The following is a 24,332-nucleotide window of genomic DNA, read 5'->3' on the forward strand; positions in this document are numbered from 1 at the left end:
CCAGGTTTGCAGACATACTGAATGTCGGGTCTCATGCCGCTTTGCGCTAAGTGCTACAGACCTGCTGCCACGAGATCAAAAAGCACCGTGATCATCCCTGCCGATGCCGCGCTACTCGATGCCGGAATCGGCTTGAGTTGCGGATGCTGTCAAGTAGGTGTCAGCTTTAAGGAAGGGCAAGATAATAGACGGCGGCCGACATCAGGCGCGTTGTGGCCCGGCAGCTCTGGGGCCGATACCGGATGGTCGGGTTTCGGCAGGCATTCGAGATAAGCTGCCGTTCTCCATGCGACCCCATTTCGGTCGTTCGCACTATCATTTACCAATCCTGAAAGCGGACATTCATCGCCCCAGCGCCTGCGGTACCTCCCGCGCCTGCAGATCGGGAAACTTTCTCGCCATATGGTCTATGAGAGCGCGCACGGCTGGAGGCAGGCCGCGACGAGTTGTGAAGACGAGATGGACAATACCGTCCTCGCTCCGCCAGTCCCGAAAGACGCGAACCAGCTTGCCTGCGGCAACCTGCGCCGCGCAGGCGTGGTCCGGCAGAAAAGCGACTCCCAGTCCGCTCGCGGCTGCGTCGCAGACAACGGCGTAGTCAGCGCAGGTCATGCGTGGCTCGTGGCGCAGCACATGAGTTGCCCCGTCGTCACGCTCGAGCGTCCATGTGATCTCCCCTTCAGCATCACTCGTGCCGAGCGTTGCGATGGAGGCAAGATCGGCGATGTCAGTACCGAGCTGGCTCGCCATCTGCGGGCTGGCGACGAGGATCCAGCGTGAGCGGCCGAGTGAGCGCATGGTGAGGGAAGCGTCGCTTGTCAGTTCGCGGCGGACGCGCAATGCCAAGTCTACACGCTCTTCGATAAGGTCGATGGCTCTGTCCGTCACGACCAGTTGTAGTTGGACCTTCGGGAACTGGGCAAGGAAGTCGCTGGCAATGGCGGATACTTTCTCTACCAGATTGAGCGGACAGCTCATGCGGATGCGCCCGTGCGGCTCGGCTTTTGCCTCCGCGACGAGCGCTTCTGCCCGCGCTGCCTCCAGCATCATGACACGGCAGCGCTCGTAGAAGGTTTGCCCCACTTCGGTGACCCGGAAGCGTCGGCTGGACCGCTCGATCAGGCGCACGCCGAGGCGGACCTCCAACGCTGAGATCCTCCGGCTGAGTTTCGACTTAGGCTCGCGTAACGCCCGGCCAGCAGCTGCGAACCCGCCATGGGCAACCACTTCTGCGAAGTAGACGTAGTCGTTGAGGTCGTGGCGCATTATCGTTCCTCCAATGGAACGCTACGTGCCACATCCGCCGTCTATAAGCATCATCGTTGTCGAATTATCTCTCCAGGCAATGGCGAGCAGGTCGCCGAGAGATGGAGAACGAAGATGACGAACAGGTTCCAGAACAAAGTCGTAGTGGTAACGGGCGCGACGAGCGGCATCGGTCTCGCGGCTGCCAAGGCCTTCTCGCAAGAGGGTGCATCGGTCTTCATCACCGGGCGCCGTGAGGACGCGCTGGACGCGGCGGTCAAGGCGATCGGCGGTCAGGCGACAGGTGTACGGGGCGATATGGCAAACTTTGCGGACATCGATCGACTCTACGACACCGTGCAGCAGCACCACGCGCAGATCGATGTCGTCTTCGCCAATGCAGGTGGCGGCGAGTTTGCCCCGCTGGGCGCGATCACCGAAGAGCAGTTCGACTCCACCTTCGACACGAACGTGAAGGGCACGCTCTTTACTGTCCAGAAGGCCTTGCCGCTGCTGAAAGACGGCGGCGCCATCGTGCTGACAGGCTCGACTGCCGGCAGTGAAGGAACGCCAGCCTTCAGTGTCTATTCTGCCAGCAAGGCGGCGGTGCGCAACTTTGCCCGCAACTGGATCCTCGACCTCAAGGAGCGCCGCATTCGCGTCAACGTCGTCAGCCCCGGCGCGACGCGCACGCCCGGTCTCGTCGGTCTCGCCGGTGACGATGCTGAGAAGCAAACGGAGCTTCTTAATTTCCTGGGCTCGCGAATCCCGCTCGGGCGTGTCGGTGAACCCGAGGAGATTGCAAGGTCCGTTCTTTTCCTCGCTTCGGATGAGGCAAGCTTCGTGAACGGCGTCGAGTTCTTCGTCGACGGTGGTCAGGCGCAAGTTTGACAGAACGGGGCAAGCGCCCTTGTCAGGCCCGGAGCGACGCTTGCCCTCAATGTCGCTTCGGGTCGATTGCATTCTCAGGCTCCCACATGCAAACAGTAGTCGTGACGCCAAGGCATTGGGCAGGCGATATCATGACAAAAAGCGACCAGCCCAGGTAGGCTGCAACCTCCAACTACGGCAGTTGTCAGACGGAATGCCAGCAAGGCGTTTCGCAGTCCCGAGTAAATGTCTGCTTCTCAAGGCGTGCTGACAAAAGCAGACGGTCAATTTCCCACCAATCTCGGCCATTGACTTCGCTTAGTGCTATGGCAGCTTTTGGGAGATGAGGGTTCGGCCCTTGAACCTCCGAAATGAGGCGCATAGCGGCCGTTCGCGTCGTGATAGCTTTTCGGGCCAGACTCTCCCATTCCCTGTCGGTCTGTGCAGCACCGAGACACGCCCATCACGCCCGACACTGTGGAAGATATCGCATGCTCTCCGAGTGGGGGGAAAGGCGGTAGCGCTCTCCCGACTCGAACCCCATAGAAACTGGCCGTTGTCCAAGCATCGTCACGGCCATAAGTAGCTATTGCCGCAATCGGTAGTTTGTTTGACGGGAAACGGGCGCCTGACTGGACAGCGTCTGGCCTATAGCTAATCTGAATATCCTGCCGACTGCTTCCGTTGTGCTTCCGCGACGTTTTTCCCGACCTCTTCCTGTCGAGAAATGGTCTTGCTAACTACATGTTTTTGCAGTATAAAAGTGGCGCACCCGACAGGATTCGAACCTGTGACCTCTGCCTTCGGAGGGCAGCGCTCTATCCAGCTGAGCTACGGGTGCTTCCCGGTGATCCGGAAAACGAACCAACCGGTGAACCGGCAAGTCACGGCTTCTTAGCGGAAGCCGGCGCGAGCTTCAACGGGCAATTGCCAATTGGGCGGTACGCCGAAGATCGAGCGTTGGACATGCCGACCAGGCTCGCGCACTGTCAGGTCATTCGCAGGCTCGCTGCCCTTTGGGCGTTCATCGCCTTCAAAATGTCCACTGGGCTTTAGATCCGAGTCCATCGTTGGTCAGTCGAAGAGGCGAAGGCTTTTCGCCCGCTGCGGGACAATGCTACTGTCCCGCCTCACCCTTCGCCGTCCGCCGTCTCACCCCGCGCACGGCCCGTTTCGCCTTCTTGGCGCCGGTCAGTTCGTGCATGGCGTCGAGCTGCATCTGCTGCATTTCGGCGAGCCGCGTCCATTGGCGCGAGATGAGGTAGTCGAGTTTTTCGTGCAGGTGGCGCACTTCGAGCTCGGCCTTGAGGTTGACGCGGTAGTCGTTGAAGGAGCGCAGCCGATCCTTGGTCTCCTGTCGCTTCTGGCTCATCATGATGATGGGCGCCTGGATGGCGGCGATGCAGGAGAGCAGAAGGTTGAGCAGGATGAAGGGATAAGGGTCGAAGGCGCCGACGGCGCCCTCGAACAGGTTAATGCCGATCCAGATCAAGAGCACGCTGGCGAAGGAGATCAGGAACCACCAGCTGCCGCCGAAGGCCGCCATGTTGTCGGAAACGCGATCGGCAAAAGAGCGATGCTCCTCGAACTCCTCCTCCGAGTTTTCGGAAATCGTGTCCTGCCTGGCGATCGATTCCACCACCTGGCGGTCGAGCTCGGAGAATTCGCCGTGCTCCTGCTGCAGCAGTTCCTCCATGTAGCGCATGCGGTAGCGGCCGAGCTCCTCGCGGCTGATGCGGGCCCCCTTGGGCAGGTCCGGGTGGTCGGAACGGATGCGGTCGGCCAAGCTCGGGCGCAGATCGTCGATGCGCACCAGGTCGCGCTTGCGGAATTTGCGGCCCGAGATCGCCGACGGCTTCCGCTTCGGCTTTATGCGTGAGGAGCCGGGGCCGGCGGGTTCGGAGTCCGGCACTTCGGGCGTGTCGAAATGATCGTCCGAAACCTCGTGCAGATCCCCCGTCGTGATCGGCGCCTCGAAATATTCGCCGCCGCTGTCGTTCTCATTGTCCGGCGCCTTCTGCTCGGATGCCTTGGGAACGGTGCTCATGGTGCTGGCTCCTGCTGTGGCGCTGATGGGGAAGATACGCCGAGGTGGCGGGGCATATCCACTGTCGGATTGCGCTGCCTATGCCATGGCTTCCAGACGATTGCATGACAGTGTGACAACAATAGCCGGCTGCGGGTTTTTGGCGGCTGTTCTTCGCGGCGGCCGCCGCCCCTTCGCTGGGCCGAGGCGCTTCACGACTTCGTCATTCACGGGCGAAGCCGCGGAGTGGCGTCGCGAAGACCCGAGGATGACGAAGTCGGGGGGCGGACGGAACTTCGCGGGCTCGGGCGTTCGTCCTTCGAAAAGCCAGGCAATTGGCCTTTCGTCCGCCGCCCAGACCACTCCTAGCCTACTGCTGCTCGGCGAACATCAGCCTGGTCTTGGTGGAATCCATCGTTGGCGACAGGCTGCGCTGGATAAGCGCCTCGACATGGTCGTTGCGCTGGCGAGCTGAGTCGGCGCCCATCACCACCACGATCAGCTGGCGGCCGTCGGCATTGTAGGAGGTGACGATGTTGAAGCCGGAAGCCCTGATATAGCCAGTCTTGATGCCATCGACGCCGCGCACCCGGCCGAGCATGTCGTTGTGGCCGCGCACGAGCTTGCCGCGGAACATGAAATCGCTTTCGGAGAAATAGTGGAAATGCTGGGGGAAGCGCTGGCGCAGCGCCATGCCCAGCACCGCCATGTCGCGCGCCGTCGTCATCTGGCCGTCGTCGGGCAGGCCCGACGCGTTGCGGAAGGTGGTGCTGGACATGCCGAGCGAACGCGCCTTGGAGGTCATCATGGCGGCGAACTGGTCCTCCGAGCCGCCAAGATATTCGCCGACCGCCACCGCCACGTCATTGGCGGATTTGACGACGATGGCGCGGATGGCGGAATCGACATCGATGCTCTCGCCGCGCCGGAAGCGCATCTTGGTCGGCGGCTGCGAGGCGGCATGATCGGAAACCGGGATCTGCGTCTCCTTGGTGACGCGGCCGGATTCCATTGCCTCGAACAGGAGGTAGAGCGTCATCATCTTGGTCAGCGAAGCCGGATAGCGCTGCGCCGTCGAGTTGACCTCGAACATCTGCTTGCCGGTCTTTGCGTCGACGACGATCGCGGCATATTTCTGCGGCGGCGCGGGCACGGCCAGCACGGAATCCGGCGGCGTCGTGGTCGAGCAGCCGGCGACCATCAGCAACAGGCCAAGGGCGACGAAGAGTCTCTGGAGGAGCGGAAAGGGACGCAGTTTGGACAAGGGCAAGACGTTCTGGCGATGCTGTTGCTGAGATGAGGCGAAGCTAACGTAACGCGATTGGTGCGTCCATTTGGTTAATGGCTGATAGTCCCAGGATTGTCGAGTTCGGCCTGCCGCCCCGAAATCGCCCGTTTCCTGTCTCTCCTTGCCAACGCCGCGCTTCCCGTGGGAAGGGGCGTGGGCATCGGCTGGCTTGGGGGGTGGCATGACGAACATCGGGGCCGGGGGCGCGGCGCCCTCGCTTATCAAGGCATCGCTCAGCCGCACCGGCAAATGGGCCGGAAGCATCGCCTTTGTCGGCGGCGCGGTTTCCGACATCCTCAATCCGCTGGCGCCGTTCGCAGCCTATATCGCGCTGGTCGCCTCGATCGCGGCGGTCATCATCGCCATCGCCATTGTGCTCAGGCTGGTGCTGGCGGCCAGGGCGCTGCCGGCGCTGGTGTTCGCCACCAGTGCGGCGGCGGTAGCCGGCGGCGTCTATGCCGTGCAGCAGCAGACCAATTCGCAGAACGGCGTCATCGCCGGCCTGGTGCCGGCGATCTCGCGGCTGCAGCAGTCGATGGGCATCGTCTCCGAAAAGGTGGCGAAGATCGAGCAGACGGTCACGCAGACGCAAAAGACCGTCGAAGAGGTCAAGAAATCGACCGACACGGTTGCACAGAGGACCAACCAGATCGCGTCCGCCCAGCAGCAGCAGACCCAGCAGGGCGCCGAGACGCAAAAGACCGTCGAAGCGGTCAAACAGACCACCGAGGCGCTCGCCGCCGGCCAGCAACAGCAACAGGCCCAGGCGGAAAAGCTGCAGGCGACGACCGAGCAGATCGCCGCTTCGATCGACACCATCGCCAAGGGGTTTGCCCAGTTGGCGGCGCAAGGCGGGGCGATCGCCGAGCCGAAGCGGCCGGATGAATTCTACCACAATGCCCGCGTCTACGAATTGTCCGGCGACATGCTCAATGCCCGGCGCTCCTACCTCGCCTTTGCCGGCTACGACGTCGACGCCATCGACCCCTATACGCGCTTTGCCACGCTGCTTCGGGTGCAAGACGGCAAGGCGGGTGCCCGCGAGGTGTTCGGGCAGCTTGCCGACAAGGGCAAGGCGCTGTCGATCAAGCTGGTGCATATATTGCAGTTCGACGATGCCCAGCGCCTCGATAAGCTCAACGCCTTCATCGCGGCCAATCCCGACTACGCGCCGGCCTATTTCCTCAAGGCGCAGGAGTTTTCGGAAGACCGCCTCGGCAGCCAGACGCTGGCCGACAAACGCAGCGAAGCCCAGGCGCTGACCAAATTCGTCTCCTACGAAAGGGATGGCGGACTGCTCAAATATTTCGTCGACCAGACCCAGTTGGCCGACTGGCTGGACCGCGGCCGCAGCCGGCTGGCGGCACTAGGCGACGTGCTCGACCCCACGCGCTTTGCGCCTTCGCTGACGCCGATGCGCTCGAATCAGGGCTGGTCGATGACCATTTCGCTGCCCGAGCCGGCGACCGCGATTTCCTGGCGGCTCGGCACCAGCGGTCCCTTCACCGACACCGGCTTCCTGGCAATGAACGACCAGACCACCGGCAAGCCGGGGCCAATCCGAGCTTCGAACTGCCCGACAGCACCGCGGCGACCACGATCGCGATAAGATATCTCGACATCAGGGGCCGCGAGACCGGCCCGTTCGACATCCGCTTCGACCCGGACACGGCACTGCAGCAAGGTGACAAGCAGATCCTCGACCAGTTCTGGACGTCGTGGATCGCCTTCGACTCCGGCGGCAATCACGGCCTGGTCTATTTCACCCAGATGCTGTCCTACCGCTGCGCCATCAAGGAGGTGCATTACAGCCTCAACGGCGCCGCGCTCGACAAGTCGCTCGAGATACCGCCTTGCGACAAGAAGGATCCCTACGCCATCCCCTACGACGCCAAGAGCTATTTCAAGGTTGCCGACAGTGTGAAGTCGATGTCGGTGCAGGTGACCTATACCGACGGGACGAAATCGCCGGTGCGGGAGTACAAGCGGCAGTAGCTGATGCGAAATGCCGACCGCAGTGCTTGCGCAACGCGCGCCGAAAGGGTTCTGTTCGCGGCTTCGGATTCGGTGAGAGCGCAATGACCATCAGCACGATCAAGGCCAAAGGTATTTCGGTTTCGCTCGATCTGACTGTCGGCCACATCGCCGACATGATCGTCGAGAGCGCCGGAAGGCAGCTTCGGCCACTGCACCGCGCCCCTTGGGTCGACGCGGGCGAGGCGCTGCCCAAGGACCTGCCGCAAGGCACGGTTCGCCTGTCCGGCGACTTCCTCTGCGCGCCGTTTTCGCGCAGCGATGTCGAAGAGGCGCCACTGCATGGCTGGCCGGCCAACAGCGCCTGGGATGTCGTGGACAGCAACGCCACGCAGGACGGCTGGCGCGCCGTCTTCCGGCTGCGGCACAAGGTCATGGGCGCCAGCGTCGACAAGATTTTTACACTCATCGACGGCCATCCCTTCCTCTACCAGGAACATGTGTTTTCCGGCGGCTCCGGCGCGATTTCCGTCGCCCATCACCCGATGACGGTGATGAAAGGCGGCGGACGGCTGGCCTTTTCGCCGAAGCGCTTTGCCGCGACATTAGCCGATCCGCTGGAGCCCGATCCCGCGCGCGGCCGCTACATGCTGGCCTATCCGGCGCGGTCGGCCGAGCTCGGCCGGTTTCCCGCCGCCGGCGGCGGTACGCTCGACCTGACGGAATACCGCATGGATGACCGGCGCGAGGATTTCGTCACCCTGGTCGAAGCCGATCATGGCGGGCCGGGCTGGACGGCGCTGGCGCGCCAGGCCGAGGGCGACCTCGTGCTGGTGCTGAAGAACCCGGCCGAACTGCCGGTCACCATGCTGTGGCTCAGCAATGGCGGGCGCGACTACGCGCCCTGGAGCGGGCGCCATCTGGGCGTGCTCGGCATCGAGGACGGCCGCACGGCCGTCGGCCACGCCGCCTCGATTGGCGACAATTGGCTGAAGCGCGAGGGCGTGGCGACCGCCTTTGCGCTCGGCGAGGGTCGAAGCTTTTCGTTCCGCCATGTCATCGGCGCCATGCCCCTGTCCAGCGGCACCCCGCCAGGGGAGATCACCGCCGCCGAGGGTCGCATGCGGCTTGCCGCGGGCGGATCGAGCTGGAACGTGCCCTTCGACAGCGATTTCCTGCGCATCGGCCGGCCCGTCCCTGCCTGAGCAGGGATCGCGCGATCACGGGATTTGAAATTTCCGTGAACTGCCGCCAAGATGCGGCGGAAAACATCGTGCCGATCATCCAGGCAAGTGAGGCTTCCCATGTCCGAAATCGCGCACCTCGCCGCCACCATCTTCAAGCGCGCCGGCAAGGCAAAGCGCTTCATCGTCGCCATCGCCGGGCCGCCCGGGGCTGGCAAGTCCACATTGTCGGCCGGCCTGCATGACCTGTTGCCGGAGGGGGCGGTGGAAGTCGTCCCGATGGATGGCTTCCATTATGACGACATCGTGCTCAATGCGCGCGGCCTGCGTGCGCGAAAGGGGGCGCCGGAAACATTCGACTTTTCCGGCTTCGAAGCCCTGCTGAAGCGTATCCGGGCCGGCGAACCCGACATCGCGATTCCCGTCTTCGACCGCAACATGGAATTGTCGCGCGCCGCGGCGGCGATCGTCGGTACCGAGACGAAATTCATCCTGGTCGAAGGCAACTATCTTCTGCTCGACGAAGAGCCGTGGTCACGGCTGGCGCCGCTGTTCGATTTCTCGATCTTCGTCGAGGTGCCGCGCAATGAACTCGAGCGGCGCCTGGTGGAGCGCTGGCACGGCCATGGCCGCTCCGACGAGGATGCGCGCGCCTGGATCGCCTCCAACGACATGCCCAACATCGAACGCGTGTTGGCCCGGCGCCGGGCCGCCGATCTGGTTATTGGTTAACACGCTTAATTTTCGGTATTTCTGGACGGGAACCTTAAGGGTTGCGCGCCGTTATGTCCGGGAACCCATTTGTCGGGCGTAAGGGATTTTCCGATGGCAACCAAGGCAAGAAAACCCGCAGCCGCCAAGACCAGGACGGCAAAGGACGGCCCAGCGAAAACCGGTGCCGGCGCGGCGATCGCCGAGCGCTCGAAAGACGCGAAACCCTCCTTCGGCAAGGCCGCACCGAGGAAGGTCGTGCCTGCCGCGACCAAGACGCCAAGCCCGCGCAAAGCGGCGAAGGGCAAACAAAGTGCCGTCCGGACCGTGGCGAGCGTGGCGGCCGGTGCGGTGGTGGCCACCGCACGCGGTGCCGTCTCGCTGGCAGCCTCCGTGATCGGCAAGGGCGGTTCGAAGGCCAAGGCGAAGTAGCAGATACTGCGTCGCCGGGCGGCCAAGGCGATCGCCCTGTAGGCCAGTTTCAGTCCTTTGCGGGAATGGTCAGGCCCTTCTGCACCGCCGGCCGGGCAAGGCCGCGCTCCAGCCAGGCCGCCACATTGGCGAAATCGTCAAAACCGACGAGTTCGCGCGCGTCATAGAAGCCTATCAGGTTGCGAACCCAGCCGAGCAGCGAGATGTCGGCGATCGTGTAGTCGTTGCCCATGATCCATTTGCGGCCCTTGAGCCGGCCGTCGAGCACACCGATCAGCCGCCGCGATTCGTCGCGGTAGCGCTCCAGCGGGCGCTTGTCGGCGATCTCGCGGCCGGCGAATTTGTGGAAGAAGCCGACCTGGCCGAACATCGGTCCGACCGAGGCCATCTGGAAGAAGACCCACTGGATCGTCTCGTAGCGTCGCGCTGCGTCCGCCGGTATGAGCAGGCCGGTCTTCTCGGCGAGATAGAGCAGGATGGCGCCGGATTCGAACAGGCCGATCGGCTTGCCGTCCGGACCGTCGGGATCGATGATCGCCGGGATCTTGCCATTGGGATTGAGCGACAGGAATTCCGGCGTCCAGCTTTCGTTCTTGCCGATGTTGATCAGATGCGGCTCGTAGGGCAGGCCGATCTCTTCCAGGGCGATCGAGACCTTCACCCCGTTCGGCGTTGTCGCCGAATAAAGCTGGATCCGGTCCGGATGCTTGGCCGGCCAACGGGTTGCGATCGGAAAGGCGGACAGGTCGGCCATCGAGAAACTCCTGAGCGGGGATTTGCGCCAAAGGCGCACGGCGTTGGCGGGTGGCCAAGAATTAGGCGCACGGCCAGGCGGGATCAATATGGCGGAGACAGTTTCGCCATGCACGGACAGTCAACCGAATCGGCCGCCAAGGCGCACCCCCCTGGGCAGGCACTGACCCGCCCGGGATCAGATGGCCTTGAACGCCAGCACCGCGTTGGTGCCGCCGAAAGCAAAGCCGTTGCTGATCGCGACGCGCACCTTGCGCTCGCGCGCGACATTGGGCGTCACGTCGAGATCGCAATCGGGATCGGGTTCGCGGTAATTCGCGGTCGGCGGCACCACGCCCTCGCGGATAGCCATGACGCAGGCGATCATTTCCAGTCCGCCCGATGCGCCCAGGCAATGGGCATGCATCGACTTGGTCGATGAGACCGACAGCGAGCGCGCATGCTCGCCAAAGACGCGCTTGATCGCGTTGGTCTCGATCTGGTCGTTGGCCTTGGTGCCGGTGCCGTGCGCGTTGAGATAGTCGATGTCCTCGGGATTGAGCCCGGCATCGGCCAGGCAGAAACGCATTGCCGCTTCCGGTCCCTCAATGGTTGGAGCAACGATGTCCGAGGCATCGGCGGACAGACCGGCGCCCGCGATTTCAGCGAGGATGGTCGCGCCGCGCGCCATGGCGTGATCGTAGCTTTCCAGAACCGCCATGCCGGCGCCCTCACCGAGCACCAAGCCCTGGCGATCGGCCGAAAACGGCCGGCAGGTATCGGGCGACAGCACGCGCAATGCCTCCCAGCCCTTGAGCACGCCCCAGACCAGCGGCGCATCAGTGCCGCCGGCCACCATGACGTCGGCGCGACCGAGCCTGATCTGGTCGACCGCCGAGGCGATGGCGTGATTGGCCGACGAACAGGCCGAAGTGACGCCGAAGACCGGCCCGCGCAGGCCAAGGTGCATGCTGACCTGGCCCGCGGCCGCGCCCGGCATGACCCTGGGCACGGTGAAGATGCCGGCGCGATTCTTGCCCTCGATCAGGATGGCGCGATAGTTTTCCTCAACCGTCTCGAAGCCGCAGACGCCGACACCGACAATGGTTCCCATGCGATAGGTGTTGTCGGCATGCGTAGCCAATCCCGACTGTTTCAGGGCTTCGCGGGCGGCCAGCACCGCCAGCAGGCTGAAGCGGTCCATCGACACCAGCTGCTTGCGCTCGATGCCGTGATCGGGCAGCGCCTTGATCTCACAGCCGGTTTTCACCTTCAGGTCGTGCAGGAAGGGATTGTCGATCGGACCTATCGCCGAGCGGCCGGCGCGCATCTCGCCCCAGATCGCCGGCACATCGGTGCCGAGCCCGCATATCCCGCCAAGGCCGGTGATGACGACGCGTCTCAGCATTCGGTTAGGCTTTTTTCGCGATCAGCGCGCGAACGGCCTCGACCATGTCGCCAACATTCTTCAGATTGCTCCAGGCATCGACCGTGTTCATCTCGATCTCGATGCCATATTCCTCCTCAAGGTCGAAGATGATCTCGGTCAGCTCCAGCGAATGGATGCCGAGCGCCGTCAATTCGGTGTTGGTGGTGATTTCCTCGCCGCCAGGCTCGGCATGGGCCTTGATCTTTTCGATGATATCCGTTGCCAGTTGGTCAGCCATTCGGTTTCTTCCCCACTTTGTCGTTTCCCGACGCCAACTGAACAGCGCCTTCTTGTCCTCGATATCAGGCCGCGATCGTCGCCTTATACCCCCGCCAAGCATCGCTTGACCGTACCGAGGTGGCTCCCTCTATAGAAACGGAAACGCCATCAAGCAACAAGCTATATATCGACAAAACCGCCGCAGTGCTTAACCTGACGGCGTGGATACGATCGAATATACGAAGTTTTCGCCCCTTTTGGCCCAGCGCGCCGCCGGCCTGGCACAACTGGGCTGCGCCAGCGCCGATGGCCGCACGCGGCTGCGGCGCCTCTATCAGGACGGCTCCGCCAAGATAAGGCTGCCGGCCGTTTCGGCCGATCCGCTGGAGGCGGTGCTGATCAACACCGCCGGCGGACTGACCGGCGGCGACCGCATCGGCTGGGATGTGGATGTCGGCGCGGCTGCCTCGGCGTCGATAACGACCCAGGCCTGCGAGAAGGTCTATCGCGCCGCATCCGACCATGCAGAGGTACGGGTCAAGCTGACGGTCGGCGAAAACGGCCGCATCGCCTGGCTGCCGCAGGAAACCATCGTCTTCGACCGGGCAGCCTTCGCCCGCACGTTGGATGTCGAGCTTGCCGCCGGGGCGGAGGCGCTGCTGCTGGAGGCCACCGTCTTCGGTCGCCTGGCCATGGACGAACGCGCCGCGCAGGGTATTTTTCGTGACCGCTGGCGTGTTCGCCAGGATGGCTTTCTCATCCATGGCGAGGATTTCCGCGTCGGGCCTGACATCGCGGCCACGCTCGCCCGTCCGGCGGCTGCAGGTGGCGCGATCGCCGTGGCAACGCTGCTGCTGGTGTCGCCACGCGCGGAGGCTTTGCTCGACCCGGTCCGCGAGATCGTCGGAGACCAGGGCGGCGCCAGTGTCTGGAGCGTAAAGGCATCTGGCAAGCTTCTTGCGAGGCTTTACGCCGGGGACGGCTACCAACTGCGCCAGCGGCTGGTTCCGCTTGTCGGATTGCTCAACGGACGGGCGGGGCTGCCCAAATTATGGTCACTGTGATTCGGAAACCTGCATGAACCTGACGCCGAGGGAAAAGGACAAGCTGCTGATCGCCATGGCAGCGATCGTGGCACGCAAGCGGCTGGAGCGCGGCGTGAAGCTGAACCACCCGGAAGCGATCGCGCTGATCACCGACTTCGTCGTCGAAGGCGCCCGCGACGGCCGCCCGGTCGCCGAATTGATGGAGGCCGGCGCCCATATCGTCACCCGCGCGCAGGTGATGGAGGGCATCGCCGAGATGATCCACGACGTGCAGGTGGAAGCGACCTTTCCCGACGGCACCAAGCTGGTGACCGTGCACGAGCCCATCAGGTGAGGAGAGGAAACCGGGATGCTTGAACTGCGCCCAAACTGCGAGTGCTGCGACAAGGACCTGCCGCCCGAAGCCGAGGATGCGCTGATCTGCACCTTCGAATGCACCTTCTGTGCCGATTGCGTGGAAACCGTGCTGGGTGGCGTCTGCCCCAATTGCAGCGGCAATTTTTCGGCGCGGCCGATCCGCCCGACGGCGATGCTGAAGAAATACCCGGCTTCCGCCAAACGCGTCCTCAAGGCCGAGGGCTGCGGTCCTCGCAAGGCGGCGTGAACACCTCGACCCTGGAAACGGAAGGCAAATCGAAATGATCCCTGCAAAACGACTGTCCCTCTCGGCGATCCTGTTTCTGGCGGCGGCAATGCCCGCCTACGCCCATGTCGGCGTCGGTACGACGTCGTCCTTCACGGCAGGCTTCGGGCATCCCTTGTCCGGCCTCGACCACATGACCGTGATGATCGCCGTTGGCCTGTGGGCGGCACTCAAGGGCGGCAGAGCGATCTGGGCGTGGCCGGCCGCCTTTGTCGGCGTCATGCTGAGCGGCGCCGCCCTTGGCATGGCGCATGTGCCGATGCCCTTCGTCGAGCCGGGCATACTGGCCTCCGTCGTGGCGCTCGGACTGCTGGTGGCGCTGGCGGTCGATCTGCCCGTCTCGGCGGGCGTCGCCATTATCGGCCTGTTCGCGCTGTTCCACGGCCACGCTCATGGCACGGAAGTGCCTGAAAATGCCGGCGGGCTCGAGTACATGGCCGGCTTTGCCATCGCCACCGTGATGCTCCATGCCGTCGGCATCGCCGCCGGTCTGAGCCTTGGCCTGAGGTTCCGCGGTCTGGCCCGCGTCGCGGGCGCTGCCTGCGCGGCGATCGGCGTCGGCCTCGCCTTCGGCGTCGTGTGAAGTCCAATGATCCCTGGCGAAATCATCCCCGCCCAAGGCGACATCGAGCTCAACAAGGGTCTGCCGACCGTCACCTTGAAAGTCGCCAACGCTGGCGACCGGCCGATCCAGGTCGGCAGCCACTATCATTTCTTCGAAACCAATGAAGGGCTGAAATTCGACCGCGAACAGGCGCGCGGCATGCGTCTCGACATTGCCGCCGGCACCGCCATGCGCTTCGAGCCAGGCCAGGAGCGTGACGTCACGCTGGTGCCGCTTGGCGGCAAACGCGAGGTCTATGGATTCCAGCAGAAGGTGATGGGCAAGCTGTGAGTTTTGTGGCGTCTCACGCGCGGCGCGCACAGAGTCCCAAGGGGAAGCGCCATGCGCTTTTCCCGGGAAAACCGCTTCACACTTTTCCTGGAATTGCTCTAGTCCGACGGCTTGGCAGCCGCATAGATGACGATCTTTCCTGGATTGTCGAACTCGACGGCCAGAATGTCCTGCGTGAGCACGCGCCGCGAATCGATGGCGTTGTAGAGCAAAGCGTTGGCCTCGATCTCCTTGCGCAGTTCCGCGACATCGTCTCGATGCTGCCGGACCTTGTTCTCGATAACCGCCGGCGGGCCGCCTTCGCTGCGTGCCGCGTCGGTCAGGAACACGATATCGACCTTGTCGAGCTTGGAGGTCTTGCGCACCGTGCTGATGTTTTCACGCGTGCGGTCGATCGCCGAGGTGACTTTGCCGATTTCAGCGGTGGTGTTGGCCTCTTCCGCGCTGACTTGCGAGCCGACGATCCGATCGACGGTCTCCGGGCTTTCGAGACCCTGCGCGTTCAGCGCGGACTGAGGAAAGCTCGCTGCCAGAAACGCAGTCGCCGCTACGGCATACAGCCATCGGCCATCGGGCAAGGTGGTGACGGTCATCGTTCGCTTTCGCAGTTTGTTCCAGCACTCAGGAAACGAAACGACTCCAGCCCTGCCAGGGTTCCCCTCATGATGCGGCCGGCGGACCGAATGTCGGCCCGCCGAGCCAGGCCGTCAGCTGGCCTTCTTGGTAATCAGGGTCAGCGCGCCGTTGGGCTCCATGCTGGCCGCGACCACCTGCGCCGAGGTCATTCCCTTTGCTTGGAGGGCGGACTTCACCTTGGGTGTGGCGTCGATCGAGCTGCGCAGTTTCTGCAGGCCGGCATCGCCGCGCTGGGCGATCACCTGATTGACCTGCGTCTGGGCGTCCTTCGGCAGTTCGGTAATGTCGACGATGTTGACGCTCTGGATCGCCGGCGCGGCCTGCTGACCGCCGGGGGCGGGAGTGGTCGCCTTGGGGGCAGGCGTGGCTGGAGCGGGCTGTTGCGCGGGTTGCTGCTGGGCACTGGCGGCACCGGCCAGCATCAGGCTGGCGGCGGCTGCAAGAACTATCGTTTTGCGCATGGATTTTCCTTCCATCGATTTGGCAAACGGTCGTTTTGGGGTGACCCGCTCACCTCAACCGCCAAATGGGATCAGAAGGTGTCGCCCAGCGGGTCATTGCGTGACCATTGGACGGCGTCAATGTGCACCCGGCCCCAACCATTCCGCATTTCGGGAGCAATCTCTGATGGCTAGAATCTCGCGTTCCACCTATGCCCAGATGTATGGCCCGACCGTCGGCGACAGGGTCAGGCTGGCCGACACCGAACTCTTCATCGAGGTTGAAAAGGACCTCACCATTCACGGTGAAGAAGTAAAATTCGGCGGCGGCAAGGTCATTCGCGACGGCATGGGCCAGAGCCAGGTGTCGCGGGCGCAGGGCGCGGTCGACACCGTCATCACCAACGCCTTGGTGGTCGATGCCAGCGCCGGCATCCTCAAGGCCGATATCGGCCTGAAAGACGGCCGCATCGCCGCGATCGGCAAGGCCGGCAATCCGGACACGCAGGATGGCGTCACCATCATCATCGGCCCGGGCACGGAAATCATCGCCGGCGAGGGCAAGATCCTGACACCGGGCGGCTTCGACGCGCATATCCACTTCATCTGTCCGCAGCAGATCGAGGAAGCGCTGATGAGCGGCATCACCACCATGCTCGGCGGCGGCACCGGCCCGGCGCATGGCACGCTGGCCACCACCTGCACGCCGGGGCCGTGGCACATGGCGCGCATGATCCAGTCTTTCGATGCATTCCCGATGAATATCGGCCTGTCTGGCAAGGGCAACGCGTCGTTGCCGGCGGCATTGGAGGAAATGGTGCTGGGCGGCGCCTGCTCGCTGAAGCTGCATGAAGACTGGGGCACGACGCCGGCGGCGATCGACTGTTGCCTGTCGGTCGCCGACGAGCACGACGTGCAGGTGATGATCCACACCGACACGCTCAACGAATCCGGCTTCGTCGAGAACACGGTCGCGGCGATCAAGGGCCGCACCATCCACGCCTTCCACACCGAGGGTGCCGGCGGCGGCCATGCACCCGACATCATCAAGGTCTGCGGCCTGCCCAACGTGATCCCGTCCTCGACCAACCCGACCAGGCCTTACACCGTCAACACGCTGGCCGAGCATCTCGACATGCTGATGGTCTGCCATCATCTGTCGCCGTCGATCCCCGAGGACATCGCCTTTGCCGAAAGCCGCATCCGCAAGGAGACGATCGCGGCCGAGGACATCCTGCACGATATCGGCGCCTTCTCGATCATCTCGTCCGACAGCCAGGCCATGGGCCGCGTCGGCGAAGTGGCGATCCGCACCTGGCAGACCGCCGACAAGATGAAGAGGCAGCGCGGTTCGCTGCCGCAAGAGACCGGCAACAACGACAATTTCCGCGTCCGCCGCTACATCGCCAAATACACGATCAACCCGGCCATCGCGCATGGGCTGTCGAAAGAGATCGGCTCGATCGCCGTCGGCAAACGCGCCGACCTTGTGCTGTGGAACCCAGCCTTCTTCGGCGTCAAGCCGGACATGGTGCTGATCGGCGGCATGATCGCCGCAGCCCCGATGGGCGACCCCAACGCCTCGATCCCGACACCGCAACCGATGCACTACCGGCCGATGTTCGGCGCCTATGGCAAGGCCAGGACCAACTCGTCCGTGACCTTCGTTTCGAAAGCCGCACTCGAGTCCGGCCTGCATGGCAGGCTTGGCGTCGACAAGCAGTTCGTCGCCGTGGAAAACACCCGCGGCGGCATCGGCAAGCACTCGATGGTGCTCAACGACGCCACGCCGCACGTCGAGGTCGACCCCGAAACCTACGAGGTCCGCGCCGACGGCGAATTGCTCACTTGCGAGCCGGCAACGGTGCTGCCGATGGCGCAACGGTATTTCCTGTTCTGATGCTAGATCGGCGACCGGGCCGACTGGCGGGAAACCCATTGCGGCACGTGCCGTGACACCGCAATATGCGGCTCAATGAAACCGCATGACTTGCCATGGCCACCGAAATAGCCTCCGCCCACGACATCTTCCCGCACATCCGCATCGTCATGGGCATGGTGATCGGACTTGGTGTCACCCGCCTGCTGTCGGGGGTGGCCCGTATTATCCAGCACCCCGGCCAGTACCGGCTCTATCCCGTGCATCTGGCTTGGGTCGCCTCGGTGCTTCTGATGCTGGTGCATTTCTGGTGGTGGGAGTTCGGCCTCTACGCCATCGAGGCATGGACCTTCGGCAAATACCTTTTCATCATCTTCTACGCGATCACGCTGTTCCTGCTCTGCGCGCTGCTGTTTCCGGATTCGATGCTGGACTACACAAGCTACGAGGATTTCTTCTATTCGCGCCGCGCCTGGTTCTTCGGCCTGCTGGCCGCGACCTATCTGCTGGACGTGATCGACACGTTGCTGAAAGGGCCGGAGCATTTCGCCCATTTCGGCAATGAATATCTGTTCCGCACGCCGATCTTCGTCGCACTTTGCATTGCCGCGATCCTGCTGCGCGACCGTCGCTTTCACACCGCCTTTGTCGCGGCGGCGCTGATCTATCAGATATCGTTCATCCTGCGGCTCTTCGACACGATCGTATGACGACTGCGAATGCTCTAGGCTTGCTGGGAAAGGCAGGTTTCTCATGTACAAGGCCGTCGGATCGCGCGGATCCCGGGTCAGCCGCGTCCTCTGGATGCTCGAGGAACTCGGGCAGCCCTATGAATTCGTCGAGGTCAAATTGCGCTCGCCGGAAGCCTATGCGCTCAACCCGTCGGGCAAGGTGCCGGTCCTCATCGACGGCGAGCTGACAGTGACGGATTCGGCGGCGATCTGCGTCTACCTGGCCGACAAGCACGCCGACAAGGGCATGGGCGCCAATCCAGGTGTCGCCGGCCGTGCCGAGATGGATTCCTGGATGCATTTTGCCCAGAGCGAGTTCGAGGCGCCGCTGTGGAACAAATTGCGCCACCGCTTCCTGCTGCCCAGGGAAGTACGGGTCGATGTCGGCCCCGCCGCGGCCTATGATTTCGCCTCGGAAGCCAAGGCGCTGGACCGCCGGCTTGGCGACAAAACGTTTGCGCTCGGCGACCGATTTTCCGCCGTCGACGTGCTGCTCGGTGATATGGGCGGCTGGGCCCGGGCTGGAAAATTCCCGATCGAGTCCGAGCGCGTCAACGCCTATTTCAACCGGGTGCTTTCGCGCCCTGCCCGCGCGCGGGCGCAAGCCAATGGCGGAGCCATGAAATGAAGCTCAACCTCAACACCGATTTCACCAAATTCCCGCGTGCCGTCTCGGTGGTGCGCGCCGGTGAGGCCGGGACCACAGCGCCGTCCGGCCGTACGGTTCTTGCCCATGACGAACGGCATCTGCGCCGCCGCGCCATCGAACTGTCCGATGGTAGCAAGGTGCTGGTCGACCTGCCCGAGCCGGTTGCCCTGAACGATGGCGACCGGCTGGTGCTCGAGGATGGCCGCCATGTCGAGATCGTTGCCGCACCGGAAGAGGTCTATGACATCCGCGCCCGCGACGGTGTGCATCTGACCGAGCTTGCCTGGCACATCGGCAACCGCCATCTCGCGGCGGGCATCGAGGCGGATCGCATCGTCATCCTGCGCGACCATGTCATCAAGGCGATGCTTGAAGGGCTTGGCGCCACGGTGCGCGAGGTTTCCGAGCCGTTCAAGCCGGTTCGCGGCGCCTATTCGGGCCATGGCGGCGTGCACAGTCACGATCACGGCCATGCACATGCCCACAGCCATGCGGAAGCGCATTCCCATTCACATGGCGACACGCATTCCCATTCGCACGGCCATTCCCACGACGGTCATCACCACGACCATGACTGACCAACCTTCGAACATCGCCTTGCTGCGGCTGATGGCGTGGCTGTCGCCGGCCTTTCCGGTTGGCGGCTTTGCCTACAGCCATGGTCTCGAGCGCGCGGTGCATGATGGCCTGGTTGCCGATGCCGCCGGCCTTGCCGGCTGCCTGGAAACACTGATCGAGATGGGCTCGGGCTGGAACGATGCCGTGCTGTTTTCCGAGAGCTGGCGCCGCGCCCGCAAGGCAGGCGATTTCGGCGAAGTGGCTGCACTGGCCGAGGCGCTCGCCGGCTCGCGGGAACGCCACACCGAGACCATGCTGCAGGGTGCCGCCTTCCTCAAGGCCGCCGCCGCATGGCCCAATCCGGTGCTGGGGCGCTTGCCGGCCGAATGCGCCTACTGTGTCGCAGTCGGCGCCATTGCCGGCGGCAATGGCATTGCGCTGCAGGATGCGCTGTCCGCCTTCCTGCAGGCCTTCTTCTCCAATCTTGTCCAGGCGGCGATCAGGCTCGGTGTCGTCGGCCAGAGCGAGGCCACCACGCTGTTGGCCGGCTTCGAGCCGCTGGCGCTCGCGACCGCCGGCCGCGCGTCGCGCTCGACATTGGATGATCTCGGCGGCTGCGCCTTCGTCTCCGACGTCATGGCGATGAAGCACGAAACCCAGTATTCGCGGCTGTTCCGCTCATGATCGTGCTTGCCTTCGCGCTGTCCTTCGTCCTGCTGCTGATCACGGCGCTGCATGTCTATTGGGGCATTGGCGGCGTCTGGCCGGGCAGAGACGCAGCCTCCTGCGCCCGCGCCGTCGTTGGCTTTCGCGGTGTCGACGAAATGCCCACGCCCTTCGCCAGTTTCGCCGTTGCCGCCTGTCTCGGCCTGGCGACGCTCTGGCCGCTGGCGCTGATCGGCTTCTTTGCCTCGCCCTTCCCGAAAGAGGGCCTCGCCGCCACTTCGCTGCTCATCGGCCTGGTGTTCCTGGGTCGCGGCATTGCCGGCTTCACGCCGTGGTGGCGGCGGCTGGCGCCCGAGCAGCCTTTCGCCCGGCTCGATGTCCAGTACTATTCGCCGCTTTGCCTGTTGATCGGGCTTGGCTTCGCCATCCTTGCCATCATGGAGTTCCCGACATGACTCAAGCCAACGGTCCTCTTCGCATCGGCATTGGCGGCCCCGTCGGCTCCGGCAAGACGACGCTCACCGAAAAACTCTGCAAGGCGCTGCGCGACGAATTCTCCATCGCCGTGGTCACCAATGACATCTACACCAGGGAAGATGCCATGATGCTGGCCCGGCTGCAGGCGCTGCCCGAGGAGCGCATCGTCGGCGTCGAGACCGGCGGCTGCCCGCATACCGCCATTCGCGAGGACGCATCGATCAATTTGCAGGCCATCGCCGAGCTCAACCGCAAATTCCCAGATCTCGACATCATCTTCATCGAATCCGGCGGCGACAACCTTGCCGCCACCTTCTCGCCGGACCTCGCGGACCTGACGCTCTATGTCATCTCGGTCTGCCAGGGCGAGGAAATTCCGCGCAAGGGCGGACCGGCGATCACCCGCTCGGACTTCCTGATCATCAACAAGAGCGATCTGGCGCCCTATGTGAACGTCAACCTCGACGTCATGGAGAGCGACGCCGGCCGCATGCGCGGCAAGCGTCCGTTCGGCTTCACCGACCTGTCACGCGGCAAGGGGTTGCAGGAGGTCATCGATTTCATCGTCGAGCATGGCGGGCTGAGGACCGGCACCGCCGCCAGCACAGCGGCCTGACAGCTATCCGCCTCTCCCTGCACCAACCAAAACCCGTTGCGAGCAGCCGTCGATCACGGCATTCTGGCCAAAACCGGAGGATTTTCGATGAGCATCGCCCGCCTGCAGAAGGAAACGCTGACCAACCTGCCCTTCTATGAGGAGCGCGTGGATCTCGCCTGTGCCTTTCGCTGGACGGCGCGGCTCAACATGCATGAGGCGGTGGCCAATCATTTCTCGCTGGCGGTCAACGAGAACGGCACGCAGTTCCTGATGAACCCCAACCAGGTGCATTTCTCGCGCATCAAGGCGAGCGACCTGTTGATGATCGACGCCAACGATCCGAACACGTTGTCAGGCCCCAATGCACCGGATCCGACGGCCTGGGGCCTGCACGGCGCCATCCACCGCAACGTGCCGCATGCGCGCTGCGTCATGCATGTCCATTCGATCCATGCCACGGTGCTGGCCTCGCTGGCCGATTCGACATTGCCGCCGATCGACCAGAATTCGGCGATGTTCTTCAACCGCCATGTCGTCGATGCGCATTATGGCGGCTTGGCCTTCGAGGAAGAGGGCGAGCGCTGCTCGCAGCTTCTCACCGATCCCAAGGTCAAGGTGATGGTGATGGGCAATCACGGCGTGCTGGTGATCGGTGACACGGTCGCCGACGCCTTCAACCGCATGTTCTATTTCGAACGCGCCGCCGAGACCTATATCAAGGCGCTGTGGACCGGCCGCCCGCTGCGCACGCTGTCCGACGCCATCGCCGAGAAGGCGGCCAGCGAGATGGATGATTATCCCGGCCAGGCCGAGCGCCATCTCAGCGAGTTGAAGGCGATCCTCGACGAGGAAGAGCCGGTTTACCGGAATTAGAGCCCGAGCTGAGCCCGCAATTCCTCGGCGCTATTGATGACGATGGCGCCGGGCGGTCCTTCCATCGGCTTTTCCGGCCAGAAGATCGTCTTCATGCCCGCCGCCAGCCCCGCCATGGTGCCCGGCCAGCTGTCGTCGACCGCGACCGCGTGAGCGGGATCGACATCGGCCAGATAGGCCGCGCGCAGGAAGGGTTCGGCATGCGGCTTGCCTTCGCGCACGTCGTTGCGGCTGATCGTCTTCATGCCGGGATAGAAGAGGCCGACGGCGCGCAGGTTGGCATCGACGATCAGCCTGTCGGAATTGGAGACCACCGCTTGCTGAACGCCAAGCGCCCGCAATTCATTGAAGACTTCGATCGCGCCGGGGCGCGGCCGCAAGCCCTCGACCAGCGGCAGGTAATGGTCGTATTTACGCACGATCCAGTCGTCGAAGGCCAAGTCCAGGCCGAACTCGTCGCGCATCATTTCATAGACCGGCCAGGCGGCAACGCCGAGGACACGCTCATGCAGGTCGGATGGCGGCGTGAGGCCGACATTGCGCATTGCCGCCACAAGGGCTGCCTCGTGCAGCGGCTCGCTGTCGACCAGCGTGCCATCCATGTCCCAGAAAACCGCCTTCGGTGTCATGCAGAGCTCCTTTTGCGATCCCCTTAAAGGGTTTGCGCCGAGAGATAAACCTTCGGGATCACAGAAGCTGGCCGCGACCGGACCCGACGCCACCCTGCTTTCCGCATCGCAACATCGCCGACGGGAAAATCCCTGTCGCGCAAGGGCAGGCAATTGCCCTTGCGATTGACAATTGCGCAGGAAGCCGTTCCCTGCGAAACTGGGAGCGGACCGCTCCTGTGAGCAGCGGTTTCGGGAGGCAGGACGTGAATAGCCGGCAGGATGGTGGCAGCAACAGGCTGGACGACGCGGCGCGCGCCGGTTGGCTCTATTATGTCGCCGGCAACACACAGGACCAGATTGCCGCCACGCTCGGCATTTCGCGGCAGACGGCGCAGCGGCTGGTGTCGCTGGCGGTGTCGGAAGGCTTGATCAAGGTTCGCGTCGATCATCCGATCGCCAACTGCCTGGACCTCGCCGCACGGCTGAGATCCCGCTTCGCGCTCGATCTGGTCGAGGTGGTGCCGAGCGATCCCAATTCGTCCTCCACAACCATCGGCATCGCCGAGGCGGCGGCCGCCGAGATCGAGCGGCGGCTGCGGTCACCGACACCGATCGTCATGGGGATCGGCACCGGACGCACGCTGAAGGCGGCGATCGAGCAATTGCCGCCCATGGAATGCCCGCAGCACAAGGTGGTGTCCTTGACCGGCAACATCTCGCCTGACGGCTCGGCAGCCTTCTACAACGTCATCTTCACCATGGCCGACAGGGTCAAGGCGCGCTCCTTCCCGATGCCGCTGCCGGTCATCGCCTCCTCGCCGCAGGAGCGCGAGATGCTGCTTAACCAGCCGATGATCCAGCCGACACTGGCGCTTGCGGCGGAAGCCGACGTCACCTTCATCGGTATTGGCGACCTCGGCCCCAAGGCGCCGCTTTACGAGGACGGCTTCATTTCCGAAAGCGAGTTGAAGGCCCTGCAGAAGGCTGGCGGCATCGCCGAGATCGTCGGCTGGGTGTTCGACAGGGAAGGCCGCATGATCGAGGGCATTACCAACGACCGGGTGTCGTCGGCCTCGCTGCCGTCACGCGAAAAATCGCTGGTCATCGCGCTGGCCATGGGCGAGCGGAAACTGCCGGGTATCCTGGCGGCCGTGAACCGCCGGCTGGTCAATGGGCTCATCACCGACGAGCGGACGGCGACCGCCCTGCTGGCCGGTATCTGACCTCGGGGGCACGCTGCCGCTTGCCGGGTGCGGCCAGGGCGACCGCTTTGCGATAAAGCCAACAAGGCTATCTGTGCCGCCCGAAAGGGTCGTTTCCATCGAGGAACCCGAGGTCACGCTGCAGATGCGGCGACAGGTCCCTGATGTCGAGATGCGCCTTCTTTCTGACCGCGAACCAGCCGAATCCGTCCGTGAGCCACGAAATCCAGCGATGATCTGAAGCGGGAGTGCATTTTTGTTGCGCCATGGTCATGATCGTCAACCTTCGCTATCCTGATCCCGAATGACCGGTTGACG

General features: G+C 63.7%; 30 protein-coding genes and 1 tRNA gene. 20 read left to right on the top strand and 11 right to left on the bottom strand.

Annotation, left to right across the window (positions count from 1 at the left end):
* Positions 1-342: 342 nt before the first annotated feature.
* Positions 343-1,269 carry a LysR substrate-binding domain-containing protein gene (locus EB231_RS02855; protein WP_206681930.1) on the bottom strand — a complete coding sequence of 309 codons (927 nt, stop codon included), beginning with the start codon at positions 1,267-1,269 and terminating at the stop codon, positions 343-345.
* 111 nt (positions 1,270-1,380) lie between these two features.
* On the opposite strand from EB231_RS02855, the gene EB231_RS02860 reads away from it, so the two are divergent.
* A complete protein-coding gene (locus EB231_RS02860; RefSeq protein WP_172347503.1) occupies positions 1,381-2,136 on the top strand; it encodes an SDR family NAD(P)-dependent oxidoreductase in 756 nt (251 codons plus the stop codon).
* Between the two features lie 743 nt (positions 2,137-2,879).
* On the opposite strand, the gene EB231_RS02865 is transcribed toward EB231_RS02860, so the two are convergent.
* From EB231_RS02865 to EB231_RS02875, 3 genes are all read right to left on the bottom strand, one after another.
* Positions 2,880-2,956: transfer RNA gene (locus tag EB231_RS02865), tRNA-Arg, on the bottom strand.
* 276 nt (positions 2,957-3,232) lie between these two features.
* Positions 3,233-4,162: a DUF1003 domain-containing protein gene (locus tag EB231_RS02870; protein ID WP_172347504.1), complete on the bottom strand. Its 930-nt coding sequence runs from the start codon at positions 4,160-4,162 to the stop codon at positions 3,233-3,235.
* Between the two features lie 349 nt (positions 4,163-4,511).
* Positions 4,512-5,405, bottom strand: coding sequence for a D-alanyl-D-alanine carboxypeptidase family protein (locus EB231_RS02875; protein WP_172347505.1), 894 nt, complete (start codon positions 5,403-5,405; stop codon positions 4,512-4,514).
* 205 nt (positions 5,406-5,610) lie between these two features.
* Between EB231_RS02875 and EB231_RS02880 the strand changes: the two genes are divergently transcribed.
* The 5 genes from EB231_RS02880 (at position 5,611) to EB231_RS02895 (ending at position 9,730) form a co-directional block, all read left to right on the top strand.
* Positions 5,611-7,038 carry a methyl-accepting chemotaxis protein gene (locus EB231_RS02880; protein ID WP_246740864.1) on the top strand — a complete coding sequence of 476 codons (1,428 nt, stop codon included), beginning with the start codon at positions 5,611-5,613 and terminating at the stop codon, positions 7,036-7,038.
* Positions 7,039-7,199: 161 nt separating this feature from the next.
* Positions 7,200-7,424 carry a hypothetical protein gene (locus tag EB231_RS35055; protein ID WP_246740865.1) on the top strand — a complete coding sequence of 75 codons (225 nt, stop codon included), beginning with the start codon at positions 7,200-7,202 and terminating at the stop codon, positions 7,422-7,424.
* Positions 7,425-7,507: 83 nt separating this feature from the next.
* Positions 7,508-8,608 (top strand): hypothetical protein, encoded by a 1,101-nt coding sequence (locus tag EB231_RS02885; protein ID WP_172347506.1) that lies wholly within the window; start codon positions 7,508-7,510, stop codon positions 8,606-8,608.
* Between the two features lie 99 nt (positions 8,609-8,707).
* Complete coding sequence (locus EB231_RS02890) at positions 8,708-9,319, top strand: nucleoside triphosphate hydrolase (RefSeq protein WP_172347507.1); 612 nt, start codon at positions 8,708-8,710, stop codon at positions 9,317-9,319.
* Between the two features lie 93 nt (positions 9,320-9,412).
* Positions 9,413-9,730: a hypothetical protein gene (locus EB231_RS02895; protein ID WP_172347508.1), complete on the top strand. Its 318-nt coding sequence runs from the start codon at positions 9,413-9,415 to the stop codon at positions 9,728-9,730.
* Between the two features lie 49 nt (positions 9,731-9,779).
* Here EB231_RS02895 and EB231_RS02900 read toward each other — a convergent pair whose 3' ends face one another.
* The 3 genes from EB231_RS02900 to EB231_RS02910 all read right to left on the bottom strand — a co-directional run bounded on the left by EB231_RS02900 (position 9,780) and on the right by EB231_RS02910 (position 12,129).
* Complete coding sequence (locus EB231_RS02900) at positions 9,780-10,484, bottom strand: glutathione S-transferase family protein (RefSeq protein ID WP_172347509.1); 705 nt, start codon at positions 10,482-10,484, stop codon at positions 9,780-9,782.
* Between the two features lie 177 nt (positions 10,485-10,661).
* Positions 10,662-11,870 (bottom strand): beta-ketoacyl-[acyl-carrier-protein] synthase family protein, encoded by a 1,209-nt coding sequence (locus tag EB231_RS02905; RefSeq protein ID WP_172347510.1) that lies wholly within the window; start codon positions 11,868-11,870, stop codon positions 10,662-10,664.
* A gap of 4 nt (positions 11,871-11,874) precedes the next feature.
* Positions 11,875-12,129 carry an acyl carrier protein gene (locus EB231_RS02910; protein WP_056568590.1) on the bottom strand — a complete coding sequence of 85 codons (255 nt, stop codon included), beginning with the start codon at positions 12,127-12,129 and terminating at the stop codon, positions 11,875-11,877.
* Positions 12,130-12,331: 202 nt separating this feature from the next.
* Between EB231_RS02910 and EB231_RS02915 the strand changes: the two genes are divergently transcribed.
* From EB231_RS02915 to EB231_RS02935, 5 genes are read left to right on the top strand one after another with little or no spacing between them, the layout of a single operon-like run.
* Positions 12,332-13,174, top strand: coding sequence for an urease accessory protein UreD (locus EB231_RS02915; RefSeq protein ID WP_172347511.1), 843 nt, complete (start codon positions 12,332-12,334; stop codon positions 13,172-13,174).
* Between the two features lie 13 nt (positions 13,175-13,187).
* Positions 13,188-13,490: an urease subunit gamma gene (locus EB231_RS02920; protein ID WP_056568583.1), complete on the top strand. Its 303-nt coding sequence runs from the start codon at positions 13,188-13,190 to the stop codon at positions 13,488-13,490.
* A gap of 15 nt (positions 13,491-13,505) precedes the next feature.
* Entirely contained in the window at positions 13,506-13,760 is a 255-nt protein-coding gene (locus EB231_RS02925; RefSeq protein ID WP_140770598.1) for a DUF1272 domain-containing protein, read from the top strand.
* Between the two features lie 34 nt (positions 13,761-13,794).
* The gene (locus tag EB231_RS02930) at positions 13,795-14,382 is read left to right on the top strand and encodes a HupE/UreJ family protein (RefSeq protein ID WP_172347512.1); all 588 of its coding nucleotides are present in this window, start codon (positions 13,795-13,797) and stop codon (positions 14,380-14,382) included.
* 6 nt (positions 14,383-14,388) lie between these two features.
* On the top strand, positions 14,389-14,694 hold the full coding sequence (locus EB231_RS02935) for an urease subunit beta (RefSeq protein WP_172347513.1): 306 nt from the start codon (positions 14,389-14,391) through the stop codon (positions 14,692-14,694).
* Positions 14,695-14,792: 98 nt separating this feature from the next.
* On the opposite strand, the gene EB231_RS02940 is transcribed toward EB231_RS02935, so the two are convergent.
* Both EB231_RS02940 and EB231_RS02945 read right to left on the bottom strand, forming a co-directional pair.
* Positions 14,793-15,287: a hypothetical protein gene (locus tag EB231_RS02940; RefSeq protein ID WP_172347514.1), complete on the bottom strand. Its 495-nt coding sequence runs from the start codon at positions 15,285-15,287 to the stop codon at positions 14,793-14,795.
* Between the two features lie 114 nt (positions 15,288-15,401).
* Positions 15,402-15,791 carry a hypothetical protein gene (locus EB231_RS02945; protein WP_172347515.1) on the bottom strand — a complete coding sequence of 130 codons (390 nt, stop codon included), beginning with the start codon at positions 15,789-15,791 and terminating at the stop codon, positions 15,402-15,404.
* A gap of 166 nt (positions 15,792-15,957) precedes the next feature.
* Between EB231_RS02945 and ureC the strand changes: the two genes are divergently transcribed.
* The 8 genes from ureC to EB231_RS02985 all read left to right on the top strand — a co-directional run bounded on the left by ureC (position 15,958) and on the right by EB231_RS02985 (position 22,201).
* The gene (gene ureC, locus EB231_RS02950; RefSeq protein ID WP_172347516.1) at positions 15,958-17,670 is read left to right on the top strand and encodes an urease subunit alpha; all 1,713 of its coding nucleotides are present in this window, start codon (positions 15,958-15,960) and stop codon (positions 17,668-17,670) included.
* 95 nt (positions 17,671-17,765) lie between these two features.
* A complete protein-coding gene (locus EB231_RS02955) occupies positions 17,766-18,359 on the top strand; it encodes a hypothetical protein (protein ID WP_172347517.1) in 594 nt (197 codons plus the stop codon).
* 43 nt (positions 18,360-18,402) lie between these two features.
* On the top strand, positions 18,403-19,008 hold the full coding sequence (locus tag EB231_RS02960; protein WP_172347518.1) for a glutathione S-transferase family protein: 606 nt from the start codon (positions 18,403-18,405) through the stop codon (positions 19,006-19,008).
* Positions 19,005-19,607 (top strand): urease accessory protein UreE, encoded by a 603-nt coding sequence (gene ureE / locus EB231_RS02965; protein ID WP_172347519.1) that lies wholly within the window; start codon positions 19,005-19,007, stop codon positions 19,605-19,607. The genes EB231_RS02960 and ureE overlap by 4 nt, the downstream gene beginning before the upstream one ends.
* Positions 19,600-20,271: an urease accessory protein UreF gene (locus EB231_RS02970; RefSeq protein ID WP_172347520.1), complete on the top strand. Its 672-nt coding sequence runs from the start codon at positions 19,600-19,602 to the stop codon at positions 20,269-20,271. Before ureE ends, EB231_RS02970 begins: the two co-directional genes overlap by 8 nt.
* Complete coding sequence (locus tag EB231_RS02975; protein WP_172347521.1) at positions 20,268-20,708, top strand: DUF3995 domain-containing protein; 441 nt, start codon at positions 20,268-20,270, stop codon at positions 20,706-20,708. The genes EB231_RS02970 and EB231_RS02975 overlap by 4 nt, the downstream gene beginning before the upstream one ends.
* Complete coding sequence (gene ureG, locus EB231_RS02980; RefSeq protein ID WP_056568543.1) at positions 20,705-21,346, top strand: urease accessory protein UreG; 642 nt, start codon at positions 20,705-20,707, stop codon at positions 21,344-21,346. The genes EB231_RS02975 and ureG overlap by 4 nt, the downstream gene beginning before the upstream one ends.
* Positions 21,347-21,433: 87 nt before the next feature.
* Complete coding sequence (locus EB231_RS02985) at positions 21,434-22,201, top strand: class II aldolase and adducin N-terminal domain-containing protein (protein WP_172347522.1); 768 nt, start codon at positions 21,434-21,436, stop codon at positions 22,199-22,201.
* On the opposite strand, the gene EB231_RS02990 is transcribed toward EB231_RS02985, so the two are convergent.
* The gene (locus EB231_RS02990) at positions 22,198-22,830 is read right to left on the bottom strand and encodes an HAD family hydrolase (RefSeq protein ID WP_172347523.1); all 633 of its coding nucleotides are present in this window, start codon (positions 22,828-22,830) and stop codon (positions 22,198-22,200) included. The genes EB231_RS02985 and EB231_RS02990 overlap by 4 nt on opposite strands.
* 245 nt (positions 22,831-23,075) lie before the next feature.
* On the opposite strand from EB231_RS02990, the gene EB231_RS02995 reads away from it, so the two are divergent.
* Entirely contained in the window at positions 23,076-24,035 is a 960-nt protein-coding gene (locus tag EB231_RS02995) for a sugar-binding transcriptional regulator (protein ID WP_172347524.1), read from the top strand.
* A gap of 67 nt (positions 24,036-24,102) precedes the next feature.
* Here EB231_RS02995 and EB231_RS03000 read toward each other — a convergent pair whose 3' ends face one another.
* Positions 24,103-24,288 carry a hypothetical protein gene (locus EB231_RS03000; RefSeq protein ID WP_172352792.1) on the bottom strand — a complete coding sequence of 62 codons (186 nt, stop codon included), beginning with the start codon at positions 24,286-24,288 and terminating at the stop codon, positions 24,103-24,105.
* Positions 24,289-24,332 lie beyond the last annotated feature (44 nt).

Source organism: Mesorhizobium sp. NZP2298 (assembly GCF_013170825.1).
Lineage (GTDB): Bacteria > Pseudomonadota > Alphaproteobacteria > Rhizobiales > Rhizobiaceae > Mesorhizobium.